Raw genomic sequence first — 21,736 nt, forward strand, 5'->3', positions numbered from 1 at the left:
AGCCTGCACCACCACGACACGCTCCACCCGAACCGGAAGGACCATCCATGAGACACAGCACCCGTCGCGCCCTCGGCGCGGTCGCCGGGGTCGCCGTCGCGGCCCTCACACTGTCGGCCTGTTCGGGCGGAGGCTCCGAACCCGCGGCATCCGAGGGCGACTTCACGCCCCTGACCTCGGTGAAGCTGCAGCTGCAGTGGCTGCCGCAGGCGCAGTTCGCGGGCTACTACGTCGCCCTCGACCAGGGCTACTTCCAGGAGGAAGGCTTCGACGACGTCGAGGTGCTGCCCTCGGGCGGCGACATCGTGCCGCAGGACGCGCTCGTCGCGGGCGATGTCGACTTCGCCGTCGCCTGGGTGCCGAAGGTGCTCGGCACGATGGAGAACCAGGGGGTCGAACTCACCGACATCGCGCAGGTGTTCCAGAAGTCGGGAACCACCCAGGTGTCGTGGAAGGGCTCGGGCATCACGAGCGTCGACGACTTCGAGGGCAAGCGCATCGGCTCGTGGGGCTTCGGCAACGAGTGGGAGATCTTCGCCGCGATGGCCGACAAGGGCCTCGACGCCTCGACCGTGCAGATCACGACGCAGGACTTCTCGATGAACGCCCTGCTCGACAAAGACGTGGATGCCGCCCAGGCGATGACCTACAACGAGCTCGCACAGCTGCTCGAGACGGTCAACCCCGCCACCGGGAAGCTCTACACGATGGACGACATCGACGTGATCTCGTACGAGGACACCGCCGGGGCCATGCTGCAGGATGCCCTCTGGGCCGACACGCAGCGACTGGCCGACGACCCCGCCTACGCCGACGCCGCGAAGCGCTTCCTCAAGGCCGTCGTCAAGGGCTGGGTGTACGCCCGCGACAACCCCACCGAGGCCGCGGACATCACGTACGCGGCAGCGACAGCGCCGGGCGTCGACGCGTTCCCCGTGGGCCCCACCCACCAGCTGTGGCAGATGAACGAGGTCAACAAGCTCATCTGGACCGGCGGCGACTTCGGCATGATCGACACCGCAGCCTGGGACAAGACGGTCGCCGGAGCGATGAAGGCCGTCAACCAGGACGGTCTGAACCTCATCACCACCGAGCCCGCCGACACGGCCCACTCCAACGAGTACATCGAGGCGGCCCTGTCGGAGCTGAAGGACGAGGGTGTCACCGTCGACGGCGACTACACGCCGATCGAGGTGACGCTCACCGAGGGCGGTCAGTAGGACCCCACCGACGGGGCGGCCGGGTCACCGGTCGCCCCGTCGGCGTGCGTGACGGCGTGCGGCCCCGCCCGCGGCCGGGCCGTTCTCACGGGTTCGCCCCGACGCGCCGCGCACAGGTGGGCGCGGGTCAGCGTGGTTGACTGACCCGATGCAGAGCTCGCCCCCCGCCCAGCGCTCGCGGGTCCGCCCGGCATCGCCTCGTCGGCGGTGGATCAGAATCATCGCCCTCACGGTCGCCGTCGTCGTCCTGGCCGCGCTGGTCGTGGGCGGCTACACGGCGTGGTCGCTGTCGCAGAGGCTTCAGGATGCCGCGGTGCCCCTCAACGACGCGCCCTCTCAGGCTCCGTCGCTCAGCACCTACGACGAGCCGTTCTCGCTCCTGGTCGTGGGCACCGACGAGTGCGACGATCAGGTCAAAGACGCCTTCGGCGAGCGCTGCACCGACCCCGGCGCCGAGGGCAACCGCAACGACGTCAACCTGCTCGTGCACGTCTCGACGAACCCGCGGCGCGTGACGGTGGTGTCGTTCCCCCGCGACCTGCAGGTCGCGATCCCGGACTGCACGCGCGAAGACGGCTCGGTCTCGTCGGGCGTGTGGAAGGCCTCGATCAACACCGCGTACGAAGCGGGCGGCCTGACCTGCGTCGCCGACACGGTGTCGGATCTGTCGGGCCAGCCGATCCCGTTCGCCGCGAAGGTCAGCTTCGGCAACGTCGTGAACATCACCGACGCCGTCGGTGGGGTCGAGGTGTGCATCGGCGGCGACGGCATCGACGACTACGACGCGGGCATCGCGTGGGAGCCCGGGCTGCGCGTGGTGAAGGGGTACGACGCCCTGGCGTTCCTGCGCACCCGCAAGGGCATCGGCGACGGCAGCGACCTCGCGCGCATCGGCAACCAGCAGCAGTACCTCTCGCGGCTTCTCAACAAGCTGCGCAGCGACGAGGTGCTCTCGAACCCGGCGACCTTGATCGGCCTGGCCAACACCGCCGTCGACAACATCACCCCGAGCGAGAGCCTGGCCGACCCGCTGCGCCTCGCGCAGCTCGGCTACACGCTGAAAGACGTGCCCCTCGGCGACGTCACCTTCGTGCAGTACCCCGTGGTCGACGACCCGTCCGACACCAACCGCGTGATCCCCGACGACGCGGCGGCGGCCGTGCTCTGGGATGCCCTCGCCCGGAACGCTCCCCTCGCCCTCACCGGTGAGGCGGGAGCCAACGGCGGCGTCGAGATCGATCCGTCGCAGCCGCAGCCGGCACCCGTCGAGACGACGCCGGCACCGGATGCCACGACGGCGACGCCGGCGCCGGAGGTCGTCGAGCTGCCGGGCAACGTCAGCGGGTCGAAGGCCGACCAGTCCACGTGCTCCGTCGGAAACGGCTGATTCCCGGGCGGAGCAGACGGGGGCGTCCTCGATGCGAGACGATCGGGGGGTGAAGAACGCCTCGCGCTCCGCGGTCCTGCTCGTGCTCACCGCCCTGACGTTGACCGGTTGCGTGCCGCCACCGGCTCCGGCGCCGAGTCCGACGGCATCACCGTCACCGACGCCGACGCCGACGGTCACACCGACGCCGACGGCCACGCCCGACCCGGCGGCGGCTCTCAGCCTGGAAGACAAGGTGGGTCAGATGTTCATGGTCGGCACCTCGGTCGACGGAGCCGATCCGACCACCCTCGCCGCCGTGACCGACGATCACATCGGCGGGATCTTCCTGCACGGACGATCGGATGCCGGAACGCAGGCGACCGCCGCGCTCGTCGACGGATTCACCTCGGCCGTCGCCGCGGGCGACCCCGAGCTGTGGGTCGCCACCGATCAGGAGGGCGGGACCGTGCAGGTGCTCTCGGGCCCGGGGTTCGACGAGATCCCCTCCGCCGTCGACCAGGGCGGGCAGGACGACGCCACGCTGCGGGCGAACGCGGCGACCTGGGGCGCGCAGCTCGCGCAGGCGGGCGTGAACATGAACCTCGCCCCCGTCGCCGACATCGTCACGAGCCCCGAGACGGCGGCATCCAATCCCCCGATCGGCGAGCTCGCGCGCGAGTACGGCTACGACGGCGCCATCGTCGCCGCGAAGGCCGGTGCCTTCGCCGACGGGATGCGCGACGGCGGCGTGCTGCCGACGTTCAAGCACTTCCCGGGCCTCGGTCACGTGGGCGAGAACACCGACACCACGGCCGGCGTCACCGACGACTTCGTCACCGCCGACGGCGCCGACGTGGGCGTGTACTCGACGGTGCTGCCCGCGGGTCCCGCGGTGGTCATGCTCTCGACCGCGGTCTACGCCAAGATCGACCCGAACGCCCCCGCCGCCTTCTCGCCCACCGTGGTGGGTGTGCTGCGCGACACGGTGGGGTTCGACGGCGTCGTGACGACCGACGACCTCTCGGCCGCCCAGCAGGTGCAGGCGTGGTCGCCGGCCGACCGGGCGACCCTCGCCGTCGAGGCGGGGATCGACCTGCTGCTGGTGTCGGCCGACTCGTCGGTCTACCCCGAGATGCGACAGGCGGTGCTCGCCCGGGCGCAGGCCGACAGCGCGTTCGCGGCCAAGGTGGACGCCGCGGCCTCCCGCATCCTCGCGCAGAAGGCGTCGATGCCCTGACGGGTCTCGGCGCTCCGCCCGCATCGGGGGGCACGCACGGCACCCGACGGCGGACACCGCGATAGGCTCGAAGGCTGTGTCTGTCGAACCCGTCATCGTCTACCCGCCCGAGCTGCCCGTCAGCGCCGCGCGGGACGAGATCGCGCGCGCCATCCGCGACCACCAGGTCGTGATCGTGGCCGGGGCGACGGGCTCGGGCAAGACCACGCAGCTGCCCAAGATCTGCCTCGAGCTCGGGCGCACCTCGATCGCGCACACGCAGCCCCGCCGCATCGCCGCGCGCACGATCGCCGAGCGCATCGCCGAAGAGATGCAGGTGCCGCTGGGCTCCACCGTCGGGTACAAGGTGCGCTTCACCGACAAGGTGTCGGCCGACACGCGCGTCGCGCTGGTGACCGACGGCATCCTGCTCAACGAGATCCACCGCGACCGCCTTCTGCGCCGCTACGACACGATCATCGTCGACGAGGCGCACGAGCGCTCGCTGAACATCGACTTCCTGCTCGGGTACCTGCGCCGCATCCTGCCGAAGCGCCCCGACCTCAAGGTCATCGTCACCTCGGCCACCATCGACCCCGAGAGCTTCGCGCGCCACTTCGCCGCTCCCCCGGCCGAGCCCGGCGGCGATCCGGTTCTCGCGCCGGTGATCGAGGTGTCGGGCCGCACGTATCCGGTCGAGATCCGCTATCGACCGGCCGGTGGGGCCGAGATCGTCGAGGGTGCGGGCGAAACTCCTGAGGATGGGGATGCCGACGGCACGGACGCCGCGTCATCCCGCCGCCGCGAAGCATCCGGCCCGCAGAAAGTCAGGAGTTCGGCCCGGCCCGCCGCCAAGCCCGGGCGCGACGCCGACGACATCGACGAGGTCGGAGCCGTGGTGGCGGCTCTGCGCGAACTCGACCGGGAGTCGTCGGGCGACGTGCTCGTCTTCTTCCCCGGCGAGGCCGAGATCCGCGATGCGGCGGATGCCATCCGCGGGGCGTACCGGAACGACGCCGCGCCCACCGAGGTGCTGCCGCTGTACGGACGCCTCTCCGCCGCCGAACAGCACCGCGTGTTCGAGCGTTCGAGCGTCGCCGGTGTGCGCCGCCGCGTCATCCTGGCCACCAACGTCGCCGAGACGAGCCTCACCGTTCCCGGCATCCGGTACGTCGTCGACACCGGCACCGCGCGCATCTCGCGCTACAGCAACCGCTCGAAGATCCAGCGCCTGCCGATCGAGGCCGTGTCGCAGGCCTCGGCGCAGCAGCGTTCGGGCCGCGCGGGACGCACGTCGCCGGGCATCGCGATCCGCCTGTATTCCGAAGAGGACTTCACCCGGCGTCCGGAGTACACCGAACCCGAGATCCTGCGCACCTCCCTGGCATCCGTCATCCTGCAGATGCTCTCGCTCGGTTTCGGCGACATCCAGGCCTTCCCGTTCCTGACCCCGCCCGATTCGCGCGGAGTCAAGGCGGCGTTCGACCTGCTCGTCGAGCTCGGCGCGGTGAAGCTGCCCGCCCGCGGGGAGTCGGGAACGCCCCGTCTGACCGAGATCGGCCGCGAGATCTCGCGCCTGCCGATCGATCCCCGCTTCGCCCGCATGCTCATCGAGGCGCGCCGCAACGACGTGCAGTCCGAGGTGCTGGCGATCGTGTCGGGCATGTCGATCCAAGACGTGCGCGAGCGCCCCGAGGAGCGCCGCGACGAGGCAGACCGGTTCCACGCACGTTTCACCGACCCCACCAGCGACTTCCTCTCGCTGCTGAACCTGTGGGAGTACCTGCAGGAGAAGCAGGCCGAGCTCGGCTCGAGCGCCTTCCGACGCCTCTGCCGTAGCGAGCACCTCAACTACGTGCGCGTGCGCGAGTGGGTCGACGTGCACCGGCAGCTGCGATCGTTGGGCGGCGAGCGCGGCTCCAACGACGGCGGGCGCGGCGGTGAGGGCGGGCGCGGGCGCGGCGGGCGGAACCCCGTCCCACTTTCGGCTGTCTCAGACCCCTCCAGGCCGCATGATTCGGGACACGGCTCGCACGAATCGGGACGAGGTTCGCACCGCGGCCCCCAGCAGCACGCCTCCGCCCCCGAGGGCCACGCCGCCGGCGATGCCATCCACCGCGCCATCCTGTCGGGGCTGCTGTCGCATCTCGGCATCCTGGATCCGCGCACCGTCGCGCAGGCCAAGGATCGCAAGGCACCGGGAGAGACCCGCCCCACCAAGGGCGAGTACATCGGCGCGCGCGGTGCGCGATTCGCGGTCTTCCCGGGCTCCGGGCTGAAGAAGCGGCGTCCGTCTGCGGTCATGGCCGCCGAGCTCGTCGAGACCTCGCGGCTGTTCGCGCGCACGGTCGCCGCCGTCGACCCGGCGTGGGCGGAGGAACTCGCCCCCGACCTGGTGAAGCGGTCGCTGAGCGAGCCGCACTGGTCGAAGGATGCCGGGGCCGCCGCGGCCTACGAGAAGGTGACGCTCTTCGGGGTCGAGCTCGTCGGCCGGCGCCGGGTGCAGCTCGCGCGCTTCGATCGTCCGCTCGCGCGCGAGATGTTCGTGCGGCACGCCCTCGTCGAGGGCGAGTGGGACCCCTCGGTGCTCGACAAGCGGCTCACCGCGTTCCTGCGTCGCAACCAGGAACAACGCCGCCTGCTCGAGAAGATCGAGGAGCGCGAGCGCCGCCGCGACATCCTCATCGGCGACGAAGCGGTCTTCGCGTTCTACAACTCGCGGATCCCCGCCGACGTCAGCGACGTGCGCTCGTTCGAGGCCTGGTGGAAAGACGCCTCGAACCGCACGCCGCACCTGCTCGACCTGCGCGAATCCGACCTCACCGGCGACCGCGCGCAGGGCGATGACCGGGCTTTCCCCGCCCGGTGGCAGCAGGGCGACCAGACGCTGAACCTCGCCTACCGTTTCGAACCCGGCGCCCCCGACGACGGCGTGACGGTCGTCGTCCCCCTGCCGTTGCTCGCGCAGCTGCGGCCCGACGGCTTCGACTGGCAGGTGCCGGGCATGCGCGACGAGCTCGTCACGGCGCTGCTGCGCGCCCTGCCCAAGACCATCCGCCGCAACGTCGTGCCGGCCGCCGACTGGGCCGAGAAGTTCAGCGCCGAGCTGGCGGAGAAGGGGCCCGAGCAGGCCAACGGCCTGCCCCGCACCACGCTCGTCGACTCGCTCGCCGCGCTCGTGCAGCGCGTCGCCAACCAGCGCGTGAGCGCCGCCGACTTCGAGCTCGAGCGCGTACCCGGTCACCTGATGGTGTCGTTCCGCGCGGTCGACACCCGCGGCCGCGCGATCGGCAGCGACCGCGACCTCGGCGCCCTGCAGCGCCGCCTGGCCGACAAGGCGCGCTCGAGCGTCGAGTCGACCATCGCGCGCCCCTCGACCCGCGCGTCGGCGCGCGTCGCCGAGGCCTCGCCCGCGTTCGCTTCGCGCGCGAAGCTCACGACCTGGGACCTCGACGAGCTGACCGAGGTCGTCGACACCCCGGTCGCCGGCGGCGTCGTGCGCGGCTACCCGGCTCTCGTCGACGAGGGCGACAGCGTGGCGCTCCGCGTCGAGGCGACCCCCGAGGACGCCGCGCGGAACACCCGCGCCGGCATCCGCCGGTTGATGCTGCTCGCCGTGCCCTCCCCCGCGACGTACGTTCTCGATCACCTCACCGCGAACGAGAAGCTCGCGCTCGCGGCATCCCCGTATCAGAACGCGAAAGCGTTGATCGAGGATGCGCGCGTGGCCCTGGCCGACGACGTCCTGCGGCGCGAGGCCCCCTCGGGCCTGGTGCGCACCCGGGCCGACTTCGAGCGGGTGCGCGACGCGTTCTCGGCGGCGTCGGTGGACCGCACGTTCCAGACGGTCTCGCTCGCGGCGAAGATCCTGCTCGGCCAGCGCGAGGTGGAGCGGGCGATGAAGGATGCCGCGTCCATCACCCTGCTCGGAGCCCTCAACGACGTGCGGGGGCAGCTGAAGGGCCTGCTGTTCTCGGGGTTCCTCTCGCGCGCGGGCCTGCCCCGACTGCAGCACTACCCGCGCTACCTCGCGGGTGCTCTCGACCGGGTGAAGACCCTGTCGGACAACCCCGGCCGCGACCGCCAGCGCATGACCGAGTACGAGCGGACCGCCGCCGGCTTCGTCGAGGCGGGGGGTGCCATGCCCCTCCCGGCGGACGCGCCGGCGAACCTCGTGCAGACCCGCTGGCTTCTCGAGGAACTGCGCGTGAGCCTCTTCGCCCAGCGCCTCGGCACGGCCGAGCCCGTGTCGCCCCAGCGCATCGCCAAAGCCCTGAAGTCCTAGTCCCCGCCGACCCGACCCGGCCCGGCCCGCGGCGCGGGAGGCACGGGGGCTCAGACGCCCAGAGCGCTCCCCCACTCGCGCAGCAGCGACTCCAGGGCGCGGCGCTGGGCGGGAGTCAACGACGCGAGCAGGCGCTGCTCGTTCGCCGCGTGCGCGACCACGGCCTCATCGATCACCCGGCGGCCCTCGGCGGTGAGCGAGACCACGCGACCGCGACCGTCGCCGTCGCTCGCGCTGCGCGAGACGAGACCGGATGCCAGGAGCCGATCGACGCGTTTCGTCACCGCGCCGGTGGTCACCATCGTGTGGCGCGCGAGCTCACCCGGGGCGCAGGCGTAGGGCTCCCCGCCGCGGCGCAGGGCGGCCAGGATGTCGAACTCACCCTCGCCCAGACCGAAGCGTCGGAAGACGCCGAGCAACTCGGCCTCGAGGTGATCGGTGATGCGGCTGAGGCGCCCGAAGATCTGCATCGGTGAGGCGTCGACGTCGGGGCGTTCGGCGGCCCATTGCTCGACGATCCGGTCGACGTGGTCGGCATCCATGCTCCCACTATATCTTCCGCGGAAGCTATAGTGCCTTCCATGGAAGACAAATGACGTCTCGTCGCCGTCACCGCGGTCGCCCCCATCGCCTGGGGAGCGACCTACGTGGTCACGCGACATCTTCTGCCGGCCGATGCCCCGCTCTGGGGCGCGGCGCTCCGCGCCCTCCCCGCCGGTCTGCTGCTGTGGGCCCTCGCCCGCCGCCGGCCGCGCGGCAGCTGGTGGTGGAAGGCGCCGGTGCTGGGGCTGCTCAACTTCGGCGCGTTCTTCGTCCTCGTCTACCTCGCCGCGCAGCTGCTGCCCTCCTCGATCGCCTCGTCGGTGATGGCGCTCTCGCCGCTCACCCTCGCGGGTCTCGCCTGGCCCCTGCTCGGTCAGCGCCCGACCCTGCGCTGGGCCGCGGGAACCCTGCTCGGCGTCATGGGTGTCGTGCTCGTGGTGGGCTGGAGCACCGGAGTGGTGCCGGCGCTCGGGGTGGTGATCTCGGCCACCGCGCTGCTGGTGTTCTCGCTCGGCGGCATCCTGGCCACCCGCTGGAGCGACGAGGTGCCGCTGCTCGCGACCACCTCGTGGCAGCTGATCGCGGGCGGACTGGCCCTGACGGTGGCGGCCGTCGCGGTCGAAGGCGCACCGCCCCGGGTGGATGCCGCGGGGATCGCCGCCTACGCGGGCATCGCCGTCGTCGCGACCGCGCTCGCCTTCGTCTGCTACTTCACGGGCCTGCGTCACCTGCCCGCCGGCACGGTGGGACTGATCGGACTGCTCAATCCCGTGACCGGGGTGCTGCTCGGCGTCATGGTCGGTGGCGAGTCGCTCGCGGTCGCGCAGATCGCCGGGATCGTCCTCGTGCTGGCCGCCATCGCCGCCTCGCGCCCCGCCCGCACCCGCACGTGAGTCGCCGGTGTTCGTCGCCCGCGAGCCGAGCGGGGCGACGAATACCGGCGACTCACGCGGTTCAGGACGTCAGGGACACCTGCCCCAGCTCGGCCTCGACGTCGACGACCGACGTCGCCGACGGTGAGGTGCGCAGGCGGTTGTCGACGTTGCCGAGGCCGCCGTCGATCGTCACGTCGTACGCGTCGTCGGGCAGGGTGACGTCGGCCGAGCCCGCGGTGACCTTCACCGTGGTGCGGGCGGGCGCGCCCCCGTCGAGGGTGGCCGACAGGTTTCCCCCGGCCACCTCGAACGTCGCGGTGTCGACCCCGGTGAGCGTCGTCGACGCGGCACCCCCCGCCACCGAGACGTCGAGGGTGCGCGCGCTGCCCGACAGATCGACCGTGCCTCCGGCCAGTTCCACGGTCAGCGACGCCAGGTCGATGTCGAGATCGAGCGCACCGCCGGCCACGTCGATACGAGCGTCGAGATCGGTGGTCGCCGACGTGCGGGGCAGGGTGAGGGTGGCCGAGGTGGCGTCGCCGGCCCATCCGACGAGTCCCGCCCGGGGCGAGCTCACCCGCAGCGTGTCGCCGTCGCGCTCGAACGTCCACCCGCTCGAGTCGCGCCCGTTCGTGTCGAGCCGGGCGTCGGCGACGTCTCCGTACTCGATGGTGAGCGCCCCACCGGCCACCTCCACGTCGAGGTCGGTGAGACCGTTCGTCGAGGTCTCGCCCGCGTCGAAGGCGGTGCCGCTGTCGCGGAAGGTCGCCGCCGCAGACACGCCCGTGCCGACGACCGCGCCGAGGAGCACGCATCCGCCCACGACGATGGTCGCGATCGAGACGGCGAGGGCCGCGCCGCGGCGGCGGGGAGGGGCGGGCGGGGTGGGATCGAGCGGGGGCTGAACGGTCATGAGGAAGCTCCAGTGTGGTCGTGGCCCAGGTGGACGAGGGCGGCGATGACGCGGCGGTTGCCCGTCTCGCCCTGCTCGAGGCCGAGCTTGGTGAAGATGGCGGTGATGTACTTCTCGACGCTGGCCTCGGAGACGAACAGCGCCTGCGCGATCGACTGGTTCGAGCGCCCCTCGGCGATCAGGGCGAGCACGGAACGCTCGCGCTCGGTGAGGCTCTGCAACCGCTCGTCGCGGCGACGCCGCGCCAGCAGCTGCCCCACGACCTCGGGGTCGAGCACCGTCGCCCCGCCGGCGATGCGGACGAGCGCGTCGAGGAAGTCCCGCACGTCGGCGACCCGATCCTTCAGCAGGTAGCCGAGCGCCCCCTGCCCGTCGGCGATGAGGTCACTGGCGTACTGCTCCTCGACGTACTGCGACAGCACCAGCACGGGGAGTCCCGGATGCCGCGACCTCAGCGCGATCGCGGCGCGGATGCCCTCGTCGGTCCAGGTCGGCGGCAGCCGCACGTCGAGGATGCAGAGTTCGGGTGCGGTCTCGGCGACCGCGGCCTCGAGGCCGTCGGCGTCGGCGAGGGCGGCGACCACCTCGTGGCCGTCGTCGGCGAGCACGCGCACGAGCCCCTCGCGCAGCAGCACGCTGTCTTCGCAGATCAGGATGCGCACGGTACGTTCACCTCCACCGTCGTCGGACCGCCCTGGGGGCTGTCGATGCGGGCCGTGCCGCCGGCGGCGGTGACGCGGTTGACGATGCCGTCCAGGCCCCCGCCGGGGACGATGCGCGCACCGCCCAGCCCGTCGTCCTCGACCCGGGCCCACAGGGTCCCGTCTTCGCGCAGGCGCACGTGCACGCGGCATCCGGTCGCCCGGGAGTGCTTGGCGGCGTTGGTCAGCGCCTCGGCGATCGAGAAGTACACGGCCGCCTCGGCCGGACGGCTGCAGCGGCGCGACAGGCGCACGTCGAGGGTGACCGGGATGTGCGAGCGCGAGGCGAGCGCCGAGAGGGCGGCATCCAGTCCGCGATCGTCGAGCACCGAGGCGTGGATGCCGCGGGCGAGCTGGCGCAGTTCGGTGATGGCCGACTTGGTCGAGGCGTGCGCTTCGGCGACGAGCGCCTTCGCGGCCTCGGGGTCGTCGTCGATCTTGGTCTGGGCCAGGCCCAGCGTCATGCCGATCGAGACGAGGCGCGGCTGGACGCCGTCGTGCAGGTCGCGTTCGATGCGCGTGCGCTCCACCTCGGCGGCGCGGACGGCTCCGGCACGGCGGGTATCGGACGTCCGTGCCTGCTCCTCGAGCTGTGCCTCGCGGGAGGGGACGAGGATGGCTCGGGCGATGACCCCGTGCAGCACCGCCAGGCCGACGATCGCGGCGAGCGACGCCACGAAGACGAGGAGTCCCACGAGCGGGGCGGCGACCCCCTCGAGGGGGACGAAGCCGAGCAGCCGCGTGTTCGACCACCCGAAGATCGGGCTGATCATCAACGCCAGGCCCCAGGCGGCGAGGCCGGCGACGGCGAGCGTGATGATTCCCAGCAGCGTCGCGATGGTGAACGAGGCCACCGCGCGCCACTGCCCGGGGTCTTTCGCCTGCAGCCAGATCGTGTCGAGGACGCCGACGAATCCGGGGCGGGGGCTCCGCCGCGGACGCAGCGGCGGCAGCCCGAAGCCGTAGAGGCCGTCGAGACGCGCGCGCTCGAACCAGGCGATGGCGAAGAGGACGTAGACGAAGGCGACGAGCACGATGACGCCGACGAAGAGGGCGGCGAGCAGTCCGAGACCGGCGCCCAGCATGCCGAACAGGGCGCTGAAGACGGCGGGGCCGATGAGGCCGAGCGCGGCGAGGTGCGCGGCGGCACCGGCCACCCGGCCGGGAGAGGCGACGCGGATGCGCGGCGGGGTCGGCGCAGCCGTGACGGCCGCGGGTGCCGACGCGGGCGCGGTCGTGCTCGCGGCGGGGTCGGTGCCCGAGGGCGCCGGCGGAGGAGGCGGAAGGACGGATGCCGTGGTCATGGGTTCCACGCTAGGGGTGAGCCCCGCGGGGGCACCGCCCGGCCAGCCCCCGTGCGCGTTCGGGTTATCCCGAAAGGTCGTCGGCGCGCAGCCAGCCGGTATCGACCAGGGCGGTGTCGACGTCGTCGGTCCGGAGGATCTCGGGCGACCCGCTCGTCACGCCGGCCTCCGGCGCGCGGCGGGCGAGGAGGGCGTCGATCGCATCGACGGTCGCCGGTACCAGGGCCCGCGGGTCGGCGAAGACGGTCGCGGCGATCGCGCCGTCGTGGAGCGCCCGCGCCGTGACGGTGTCGGCGCCCGAACCGACCACGAGCGGGGCCGGCGCAGGAGCAGCCGTCGACGAGGGAACGGGGGTGGGAGACGGCGAGGCGTCGTCGTCGGCCGGCGGGTCGGTGGTCACCGCGGTCACGACGCCGCGTGTGACGGCATCGCCCAGGGCCAGCAGCGCGGTGGGGGCCGGGTCGGAGCGGCCGAGCGCGCGAGCACGGTCCTCGGCCGCGTCGGCGACGTCGAGGGGATCGTCGGCGACCGCCGCCTCGTCCCACGTCGCTCCCGCCACGAGGGTGAGACGCCCGTCGGCGGCGGCCGGAGCAAGGGTCGCCACGGCAGCGTCGTACCGACGCCGTTCCCACGCGTCGTCGGCCGTCGCCGCGAGCACCGCGACTCGGGCGGGCGCGACGACCGGAGCGGAATCGTCGGGGCTCGTCCCCGCGTCGGGCCCGGTGCTCTCGTCCGGGTCGGGGCCGGCGTCGGGCTCGATCGTCGCCCCGGCGTCGGACCCGGCATCCGGGGTCGCCTCGGGCAGCTCCGCGAGCAGAGCCTCGGCCTGCGCGCGACCCAGCTCCTCCGGCTCGACGACCGCGGTGAAGGCGACGGCGTAGGCGGTGGAGGTCCGCCCGAAGAGCACGACGGGGTCAGTCCCCTCGGACGGGGGCGCCGCCGCGGAGACGTCACCCGGCAGGGGCGCCACGATCACGGCATCCGCACCCTTCGTGCGCATGTTCTGCACCTGAGCGACCTGCGTGCGGGCGTCGTCGGCCGCGAACTGCAGGTCGACGCGATAGCCGCGGTCGCGCAGAGCCGCGGACAGGGCGTCGCCGGCCCGCATCCACTCGGCGTCGGCGGTCGAGGGAAGAGCGATACCGATCACCCCGGCACCGTCGCTCGTCCCCGTGGTGCGCGCGGTCGTGGACGTGCAGCCGGCCAGGGCCAGGGCGAGGACGGCCATGAGGGCGGCGGCGGCACGGAGCGGCGTGCGGGGGGTCACCCGCTCCATCCTGCCCCACACACGGGAAACGCCCCGTCGCGCGAGGCGACGGGGCGTTCCGGGACGAGCGTGGATCACCCGCGGGTGCGGTTCTTGTTCCACACGTCGAAGGCCACGGCCAGCAGCAGCACGAGACCCTTGATGAACTGCTGCACGTCGGTCGAGATACCCATGAGCGACATGCCGTTGTTGAGCACACCCATGACGAGACCACCGGCGATCGCGCCGACCACGCGGCCGACACCACCCTGGACGGCGGCACCACCGATGAACGATGCGGCGATGGCATCCAGTTCGAACAGGTTTCCGGCGCCGGGGCCGGCCGAGTTCAGGCGACCCGTGAAAACGATGCCGGCGAGGGCCGCGAGCACGCCCATGTTCACGAACAGCATGAAGTCGACGCGACGGGTGTTGATGCCCGACAGCTTCGCCGCGGTGCGGTTGCCGCCGATCGCGTAGATGTGGCGACCGAAGACGCTCCGGCTCATGACCGTCGAGTAGCCGATGACCAGCACGGCGAGCACGACGAGAACGATCGGGGTCCCGCGCGAGCCGGGAGCGACACCCAGCAGGTAGGTCAGGTACGCGATGAGCGCGCCGCCACCGACGATCTTGAGGATGAACCACAGCTGCGGCTCGTTCTGCAGCTCGAGCGCGGCGCGCTTGGCGCGCTGGCGCACCTGCGACACGACGAACATGACCAGGGTCAGCACGCCGAGGGCGACGGTGATCCACTCGGCGGGCGAGCTGGCGGCCGGGAACAGGTCGGGGAAGAGGTAGCCACCGCCGAGCTGGCGGTACTCGGTCGGGAAGGGCGTGATCTGCGTGTTGCCCAGCGTCATCTGCGTGAGGCCGCGGAACAGCAGCATGCCCGCCAACGTCACGATGAACGCCGGGATGCCGATATACGCCACCCAGAAGCCCTGCCACATGCCGACCACGGCACCCAGGAGCAGCGACAGCAGGATGCCGAGCCACCAGGGCAGGCCCCACTGCACGATGAGCACACCCGAGACGGCACCGACGAAGGCCGCGACGGAACCGACCGACAGGTCGATGTGCCCGGCGATGATGATCATCACCATGCCGATGGCGAGGATCAGGATGTAGCTGTTCTGGACGATGATGTTCGACACGTTGCCCGCGGTGAGCAGACGACCGCCGGTCAACGCCTGGAACAGCAGGACGATGACGATCAGCGCGATGAAGATGCCGATCTCGCGCAGCCGAGAGGTGAAGAACTGCAGCATGCCGCCGGCACCGCTGCCGGTGCCGCCGCCGACGGGACCCTTCGGCGTGGCGGGACCCTGGGGGGTCACGGTGTTGTCAAGCGCTGACATGGTCGGCTTCCTTTTCCTTGGTCATGAGCACCATGAGGGCCTCGGGAGTGGCCTCTTCGATGGGCAGCTGGCCGGTGATGTGGCCTTCGCTGAGGGTGTAGATGCGGTCGCAGATGCCGAGGAGCTCGGGCAGCTCCGAAGAGATGACGAGCACCCCCTTCCCCTGCGCCGCGAGGGAGTTGATGATCGTGTAGATCTCGTACTTCGCGCCCACGTCGATGCCGCGGGTGGGCTCGTCGAGGATGAGCACCTCGGGGTCGGAGAACAGCCACTGCGACAGCACGACCTTCTGCTGGTTGCCGCCGGAGAGCTTTCCGACCACCACGTCGACGCTGGGCGCCTTGATGTTCATCGACTTGCGGTAGCGGTTCGCGACCAGGTACTCCTCGTCGCCGTCCACGAACCCGCCCTTGACCAGCTTGCGCATCCCGGCGAGCGAGATGTTGCGCTTGATGGTGTCGATGAGGTTGAGGCCGGCGCCCTTGCGGTCTTCCGTGACGTACGCGAGCCCGCTGCGGATGGCGGCGGGAACCGTCGAGGTGTCGGCCTTCTTGCCGTTGATGTAGACGGTGCCCGAGATGCGCGAACCGAAGCTCTTGCCGAACACGCTCATCGCCAGCTCCGTGCGACCGGCGCCCATCAAGCCCGCGATCCCGACGACCTCGCCGGCGCGCACCGTCAGGTTGGCCTCGTGGATGACGACGCGGTTGGCGTCGGTCGGGTGACTGACGTTCCAGTCCTCGATGCGCAGCACCTCGTCGCCGATCTCGACGTCGCGGTCGGGGTAGCGGTTCTCGAGCTCGCGGCCGACCATCCCGCGGATGATCCGGTCCTCGCTCGTGCCGCCGGTGGCGACATCCAACGTCTCGATCGTGCGACCGTCGCGGATGATCGTGACCTCGTCGGCGATCGCGCGGATCTCGTTGAGCTTGTGGCTGATGATGATGCAGGTGATGCCCTGCCCGCGCAGGTGACGGATCAGGTCGAGCAGGTGCTCGGAGTCGTCGTCGTTGAGCGCGGCGGTGGGCTCGTCGAGGATGAGGAGCTTGACGTCCTTCGACAGCGCCTTCGCGATCTCGACGAGCTGCTGCTTGCCGACACCGATCTCGTTGACGGGCACGTCAGGGCTGTCGCCCAAACCCACACGGGCGAGGAGCTTCGAGGCCTCGCGGTTCGTGGCATCCCAGTCGATGAGACCGCGGTGCGTGATCTCGTTGCCGAGGAAGATGTTCTCGGCGATGGACAGGTAGGGGCTGAGGGCCAGCTCCTGGTGGATGATGACGATGCCGGCGGCCTCGCTGTCGCGGATGTCCTTGAACTCGACGGTGTTGCCGTCGAAGACGATCTCGCCGCGGTAGTCGCCCGCGGGGTACACACCGCTGAGCACCTTCATGAGGGTCGATTTGCCGGCGCCGTTCTCGCCGCAGATGGCGTGAACCGTCCCGCGCGCGACGGTCAACGACACGTCGGCGAGCGCGATGACGCCGGGGAACTCCTTGGTGATCGAGCGCATCTCGAGGATGGTGCTCACGAGGTCCTCCTTGCAGAACCGGCTCGTGGCCGGTCGGGATGATGGGGCGGGGGCGCTGCGCGCCGACCCGCAGGAGCCTCCGCCGCGACCCGGTCGGGCCGCGGCGGAGGCGGGGTGGGAGGGTCGGAACCCTCCCGGGGGATCAACCCAGGTCGGCCTCGGTGTAGTAACCGCTGTCGATCAGGAGTTCCTTGTAGTTGTCCTTCGTGACGATCGTCGACTCGAGGAGGTACGAGGGGACGACCTTCTTGCCGTTGTCGTAGGTCTTCTCGTCGTTGACCTCGGGGGTCTCGCCCTTGCGGATGTCGTCGACCATGGTCACGGCCTGCTTCGCGAGCTCGCGCGTGTCCTTGAAGATCGTCGAGTACTGCTCACCGGCGATGATCGACTTGATCGAGCCGGCCTCGGCGTCCTGACCCGTGATGACCGGCAGCGCGTTCGCCGCGTAGCCGCCCGAGGTGAGGGCCGAGATGATGCCGATCGACAGGCCGTCGTAGGGCGAGAGCACGCCGTCGAGCTTGGTGCCGCCGATGACGGTGAGGATGTTCTCCATGCGCTTCTGCGCCGTCTCGGGCAGCCAGCGGAGGATGGCCGCCTGGCCGAACTCGGTCTGGCCGGAGGGAACCGTCAGCACACCCTTGTCCATGTAGGGCTTGAGGGTGTCCATGGCGCCGTTCCAGAAGTACGTGGCGTTGTTGTCGTCGGGGCTCCCGGCGAACAGCTCCACGTTGAACGGGCCGGCGGCGCCGGTCTCGGCGCCCGACGCGTCGAGCACGCCGAGGCCGGTCAGGAGCGACGTGGCCTGCTGGACGCCGACCTTGTAGTTGTCGAACGTCGTGTAGTAGTCGACGTTCTCGGTGCCGTTGATCAGGCGGTCGTACGCGATGACGGGGATGTCGGCGTCCTTGGCCTGCTGCAGCACGTCGGTGAGCGTGGTGCCGTCGATCGAGGCGACGATGAGCGCCTTGGCGCCCGAGGTGATCATGTTCTCGATCTGCGAGACCTGCGTGGGGATGTCGTCGTTGGCGTACTGCAGGTCGACCTGGTAGCCGAGCTCTTCGAGCTGCGACTTGACGTTGTTGCCGTCGGCGATCCAACGCTCCGACTGCTGGGTCGGCATGGCGACGCCGATGATGCCGCCGGCTTCTGCCGAGTCGCCGCTGCCGGCGCCGGTGCGGTCGCCCGCGCAACCGGCCAGGCCGATGCCGAGCGCGAGGACGCCCGCTCCTGCGATCGCCTTGAGCATGCTGTGCTTCTTCACTCTGGTTCCCTCCGTTGGGTGTTTGTCGCGATGTCTCCCGAGGAGCCCATCGCGGGCAGTGCTGACGACGCACGTCGGGCGCACGGTCGGCGGGGCGAAACGGAGGCGGTCGATGAGGCGGGTCACCCGCGTCGTTCGAAACGTCTTCGTCTCGACGGATCCGCTCCGCAGCGAGTCCCGTCGGCCGTGTGACCCGGTCATGTGACCGTTCACATTGTGTGAGTGATGCTACCTCGCGCTGAGCAGTGGCTGTCAAGTCCCGATGCGTTCGCGGTCCAGCCGTTGCCGAAACGTGACGAAAGTCACCACGACGGCGGAGCCGTCGACGAGCGCACGATCAACCGCAGGTGATCGGGCTCGCCCGCGGCGATGTCCTCCACGTCGACCCCGAGGGCGGTGAGCAGATCGATCACGGCGCGCGTGCCGATGCCGGCGAAATCCTGCCGCACCGTCGTCAACGGCGGCCACAGGTGCGCCGATTCGGGAACGTCGTCGAAACCGACCACCGAGATGTCCTCGGGCACCGAGCGACCTATGGCGCGAACGGCATGCATGAACCCCAGGGCCATATGGTCGTTGCCGGCGAAGACCGCGGTGGCATCCTCGGTGCGCAACAGCTCGAGCCCCGCCTCGAAGCCGAACTGCGCGCTCCAGTCCCCCAGCACCGGGGGCCGGGGGGAGAGATCGTGGGCGTCCATCTCGGCGAGGTACCCGCGCATCCGGTGATCGGCCTCGACCCAGTCGCGGGGCCCGGCGATGTGCAGGATGCGGGTGTGTCCCAACTCGATGAGATGACGCACCGCCGCCCGCGCGCCGGCGGTCTGGTGGTTGTGCGACGAGGTCGTGCCCGTCGACGACACGATCTGCACGGGCACCGGGAGCTGCAGCTCGTCGAGGATCGGCAGCACCCGCGTCTGGGGGGCGACGGCGATGAGCCCCTCCACCGACTGCTGCATGAGGTGGTCGATCGAGGCGCGCACGTCGTCGGGAGCGCTGGTGGCGAGGTTGGTCACCGTCAGGCGGTATCCGGCCGCGCGCGCGGCCGACTCCACGGCCTGGATCATGGTCGCGACGCCGAACGTCGTGGTGCGCGGGCCGAGGACGCCGATCAACCGGGAGCGACTGGTGGCGAGGGCGCGGGCCGCCTGGTTCGGCACGAACTTCAGCTCGGCGATCGCGGAGCGCACCTTCGCGGCCGTCTCGGGTCGCAGCTGCGGGCTGTTGTTGATGACACGCGAGACCGTCTGATACGACACTCCCGCCAGACGGGCGACGTCACGGATGCTCGGGGCGCGGCCCGGTGCTTCCGGGGTGTCGGTGTCGCTCATGGTCCGCCTCGTCGCGGGTCGCGCGCTGTTGCGTGACCGGTCACACGAGACTAACCGACGCGCGCGCCTCCCCCGTCGGCCGAGGTTTCCCCCCGTCCACGGGGCGTCAGGACTCCAGCAGAGCGCGGTAGAACCGGATGCCGCGGAGCCACACGTCCACGCGGATGCGCTCGTCGGGAGCGTGCAGCGCGTCACGCTCTGCGCGGGTGAGGTGGAACGGCGCGAAGCGGTACACGGCGTCGGTGAGACCGGTGTAGAAGCGGCTGTCGCTGGCGCCGAGCTGCAGATAGGGCAGCGCGATCACGTCGTCGCCGAGGATCGCCGACACCGTCGCCGACAGCCGCCGCCAGGCCTCGCCCCGCCACGGCGACACCGGCGAGGGTTCCCCGCCGTGGCGCAGCTCGATGTCGACGAGCGGGTCGGCAACCGCGCGGCGGAGGTGGATCGCCACATCGGCGAGGGTATCGCCGGTGAGCAGGCGGACGTTGACCCCGGCGCGGGCGACCGTGGCCAGCACGTTGTCGCCCGCCGCCCCCTCGAGACGGGTGACGACGGCGGTGGTGCGCACGAGCGCGTTCGTTTCGGCACCGGCCCGCGCCAGTGCCCTCGTCAGCAGGGGTGCCGTCACGCGGCCGTGCCGGAACACCGTGCCCAGCGGGGGCGCGGCGTGGGCCGCCGCCGTCGCGAGCATGGCCCGCACGGGTGGGGCGAGGCGCAGCGGGAACGGGCGGCGACGTAGGCGATCGACGGCCCGGGCGAGACGGGCCGTCGCGGGCATGGCCGGGGGTGTCGAGGCGTGTCCGCCGGCCTCGCGCGTCACGAGGTCGAACGTCGCGACTCCCCGTTCGGCGACGCCGATCATGGCGGTGGGCGCGGCGACGCCGGGGACGGCTCCCTCCACCACCGCTCCCCCCTCGTCGAGAACCAGGGCCGGACGCACTCCCCGCGCGGCGAGCAGCGCGGCCATCGCCTGCGCCCCCGTGCCGCGGGTCTCTTCGTCGTGGCCGAGGGCGAGCCAGATGTCGGTGCGCGGGACGACCCCGTCGGCCAGGGCCTGCTCTACCGCCTCGAAGATGGCGACGAGGGCGCCCTTGTCGTCGATCGCCCCCCGGGCGTGGATCGTGCGGTCTGCTCCCTCGCCCACGATCTCGGCCGAGAACGGCGGATGCCGCCACTGCTGCCCCTCGACAGGGACGACGTCCTGGTGCGCGAGGAGCACCAGGGGCGCGGCGTCGGTCGTTCCCGCCCAGCGGTAGAGCAGCGACCGCCCCGCGACGACCTCGCGCTCGAGTCGGGTGTGGACGAGCGGGTAGAGACGTTCGAGTGCGGCGTGGAACGCGGCGAAGGCCTCGTCATCGACGTCGGCGGGGTCGAACCGCGACACCGTCGCGATGGCCAGGAGCTCGCGGAAGCGCTCGACGGGCGTCATGTGACGAGCCTAGACGGCCGCTCCTGTCGCCGTGCGGCCCGGCGGGCCCCCGGAGGGTTGCGCGCCGATACGGTGGGGGTATGACCGGACTGCACTGGGGCATCCTCGCCACGGGCGGCATTGCGCACGCCTTCACCTCCGACCTGCGTACCGCGGGTCTCCACGTCGCCGCCGTCGGCTCACGCCGCATCGAGAGCGCCCGAGAGTTCGCCGAGACCTACGGCATCCCGAACGCGCACGGCTCGTACGACGACCTCGTCGCCGACCCCACGGTCGACATCGTGTACATCGCCACCCCGCACCCCGGCCACGTCGACACGGCGCTGCTCGCCCTCGACCACGGCAAGCACGTGCTGGTCGAGAAGCCGTTCACGCTCAACGAGGTCGAAGCCGCCGCCATCCGCGACAAGGCCGCCGAGAAGGGTCTGCTCGCCATGGAGGCGATGTGGACGCGCTACCTGCCGCACATGGTGCGCATCCGCGAGATCCTCGCCGCGGGAACGCTCGGCGAGATCCGCGTGGTGTCGGCCGATCACACGCAGAAGATCTCCACCGACCCCGCGCACCGCCTCAACGCGCTCGAGCTCGGCGGCGGTGCGCTGCTCGACCTCGGCATCTACCCGATCTCGTTCGCCGTCGACGTGCTCGGTCTTCCCGAACGCATCACCGCGCTGGCGCGCCTGTCGGATGCCGGGAGCGACGCCGAGGTCGCCACGGTGTTCGCTCACGCCGGCGGCGCGGTGTCGACCACCGTGTCGTCGTCACGGGGCGCCGGCACCAACTCGGCGCAGATCGTCGGCACCGAGGCCCGCATCGAGATCGATCGGGTCTGGTACACCCCGACGTCGTTCCGCGTCGTCACGCCCGACAACGCGGTGGCCGAGCAGTTCACGAGCGAGGTCGAGGGACGCGGCATGCAGTATCAGGCACTCGCGGCCGAGCGTCTGATCGCCGCGGGCGCCACGTCGAGCGACGTGCAGCCGATCGATGAGACCGTGGCGATCATGGGCGTGCTCGACGAGGTGCGCCGGCAGATCGGCGTGGTCTACCCCGGGGAGCGCTGAGCCCGCCTCACGGTCCGTGCACGCGCGGGGCGGCACGCGCGGGCGGCACGCCGACAGGGGTGCCGACTACCCATGGACCGCGGGGACGGG

Annotated in this window: 16 protein-coding genes; 6 read left to right on the forward strand and 10 right to left on the reverse strand. The window is 71.4% G+C overall.

What is annotated here, in order from left to right; all coding sequences use genetic code 11:
- Nucleotides 1–47 precede the first annotated feature (47 nt).
- From ASF96_RS07840 to ASF96_RS07855, 4 genes are all read left to right on the forward strand, one after another.
- The gene (locus ASF96_RS07840) at nucleotides 48–1,220 is read left to right on the forward strand and encodes an ABC transporter substrate-binding protein (RefSeq protein ID WP_055937866.1); all 1,173 of its coding nucleotides are present in this window, start codon (nucleotides 48–50) and stop codon (nucleotides 1,218–1,220) included.
- A 148-nt stretch (nucleotides 1,221–1,368) separates the two neighbouring features.
- Nucleotides 1,369–2,607 (forward strand): LCP family protein, encoded by a 1,239-nt coding sequence (locus ASF96_RS07845; protein ID WP_055937869.1) that lies wholly within the window; start codon nucleotides 1,369–1,371, stop codon nucleotides 2,605–2,607.
- A gap of 31 nt (nucleotides 2,608–2,638) precedes the next feature.
- Nucleotides 2,639–3,826: a glycoside hydrolase family 3 N-terminal domain-containing protein gene (locus ASF96_RS07850; RefSeq protein WP_055937872.1), complete on the forward strand. Its 1,188-nt coding sequence runs from the start codon at nucleotides 2,639–2,641 to the stop codon at nucleotides 3,824–3,826.
- Nucleotides 3,827–3,902: 76 nt separating this feature from the next.
- On the forward strand, nucleotides 3,903–8,090 hold the full coding sequence (locus ASF96_RS07855) for a DUF3418 domain-containing protein (protein ID WP_055937875.1): 4,188 nt from the start codon (nucleotides 3,903–3,905) through the stop codon (nucleotides 8,088–8,090).
- Nucleotides 8,091–8,140: 50 nt separating this feature from the next.
- Here ASF96_RS07855 and ASF96_RS07860 read toward each other — a convergent pair whose 3' ends face one another.
- The gene (locus tag ASF96_RS07860; protein WP_055937877.1) at nucleotides 8,141–8,632 is read right to left on the reverse strand and encodes a MarR family winged helix-turn-helix transcriptional regulator; all 492 of its coding nucleotides are present in this window, start codon (nucleotides 8,630–8,632) and stop codon (nucleotides 8,141–8,143) included.
- A gap of 105 nt (nucleotides 8,633–8,737) precedes the next feature.
- Between ASF96_RS07860 and ASF96_RS07865 the strand changes: the two genes are divergently transcribed.
- On the forward strand, nucleotides 8,738–9,526 hold the full coding sequence (locus tag ASF96_RS07865) for a DMT family transporter (protein WP_235560552.1): 789 nt from the start codon (nucleotides 8,738–8,740) through the stop codon (nucleotides 9,524–9,526).
- Nucleotides 9,527–9,587: 61 nt separating this feature from the next.
- Here the strand turns inward: ASF96_RS07865 and ASF96_RS07870 are convergent, their stop codons facing one another.
- From ASF96_RS07870 to ASF96_RS07910, 9 genes are all read right to left on the reverse strand, one after another.
- Nucleotides 9,588–10,421: a DUF2807 domain-containing protein gene (locus ASF96_RS07870; protein ID WP_055937883.1), complete on the reverse strand. Its 834-nt coding sequence runs from the start codon at nucleotides 10,419–10,421 to the stop codon at nucleotides 9,588–9,590.
- Nucleotides 10,418–11,083, reverse strand: a complete 666-nt coding sequence (locus ASF96_RS07875; RefSeq protein WP_055839770.1) for a response regulator transcription factor — start codon at nucleotides 11,081–11,083, stop codon at nucleotides 10,418–10,420. The genes ASF96_RS07870 and ASF96_RS07875 overlap by 4 nt, the downstream gene beginning before the upstream one ends.
- Entirely contained in the window at nucleotides 11,071–12,426 is a 1,356-nt protein-coding gene (locus ASF96_RS07880; RefSeq protein WP_055839772.1) for a sensor histidine kinase, read from the reverse strand. The genes ASF96_RS07875 and ASF96_RS07880 overlap by 13 nt, the downstream gene beginning before the upstream one ends.
- A gap of 64 nt (nucleotides 12,427–12,490) precedes the next feature.
- Nucleotides 12,491–13,693, reverse strand: coding sequence for a substrate-binding domain-containing protein (locus ASF96_RS07885; protein ID WP_055937885.1), 1,203 nt, complete (start codon nucleotides 13,691–13,693; stop codon nucleotides 12,491–12,493).
- A gap of 74 nt (nucleotides 13,694–13,767) precedes the next feature.
- The gene (gene mmsB, locus ASF96_RS07890) at nucleotides 13,768–14,943 is read right to left on the reverse strand and encodes a multiple monosaccharide ABC transporter permease (protein WP_055839920.1); all 1,176 of its coding nucleotides are present in this window, start codon (nucleotides 14,941–14,943) and stop codon (nucleotides 13,768–13,770) included.
- A 76-nt stretch (nucleotides 14,944–15,019) separates the two neighbouring features.
- Nucleotides 15,020–16,546, reverse strand: coding sequence for a multiple monosaccharide ABC transporter ATP-binding protein (mmsA, locus tag ASF96_RS07895; protein ID WP_055839923.1), 1,527 nt, complete (start codon nucleotides 16,544–16,546; stop codon nucleotides 15,020–15,022).
- A gap of 160 nt (nucleotides 16,547–16,706) precedes the next feature.
- A complete protein-coding gene (gene chvE / locus ASF96_RS07900; RefSeq protein ID WP_055839925.1) occupies nucleotides 16,707–17,810 on the reverse strand; it encodes a multiple monosaccharide ABC transporter substrate-binding protein in 1,104 nt (367 codons plus the stop codon).
- 317 nt (nucleotides 17,811–18,127) lie between these two features.
- Nucleotides 18,128–19,153: a LacI family DNA-binding transcriptional regulator gene (locus tag ASF96_RS07905; protein WP_055937888.1), complete on the reverse strand. Its 1,026-nt coding sequence runs from the start codon at nucleotides 19,151–19,153 to the stop codon at nucleotides 18,128–18,130.
- A 106-nt stretch (nucleotides 19,154–19,259) separates the two neighbouring features.
- A complete protein-coding gene (locus ASF96_RS07910) occupies nucleotides 19,260–20,582 on the reverse strand; it encodes a M20/M25/M40 family metallo-hydrolase (RefSeq protein ID WP_055937890.1) in 1,323 nt (440 codons plus the stop codon).
- A gap of 80 nt (nucleotides 20,583–20,662) precedes the next feature.
- Between ASF96_RS07910 and ASF96_RS07915 the strand changes: the two genes are divergently transcribed.
- A complete protein-coding gene (locus ASF96_RS07915; RefSeq protein ID WP_055839783.1) occupies nucleotides 20,663–21,646 on the forward strand; it encodes a Gfo/Idh/MocA family protein in 984 nt (327 codons plus the stop codon).
- Nucleotides 21,647–21,736: the final 90 nt, after the last annotated feature.

This window comes from Microbacterium sp. Leaf179 (assembly GCF_001423785.1).
GTDB lineage: Bacteria > Actinomycetota > Actinomycetes > Actinomycetales > Microbacteriaceae > Microbacterium.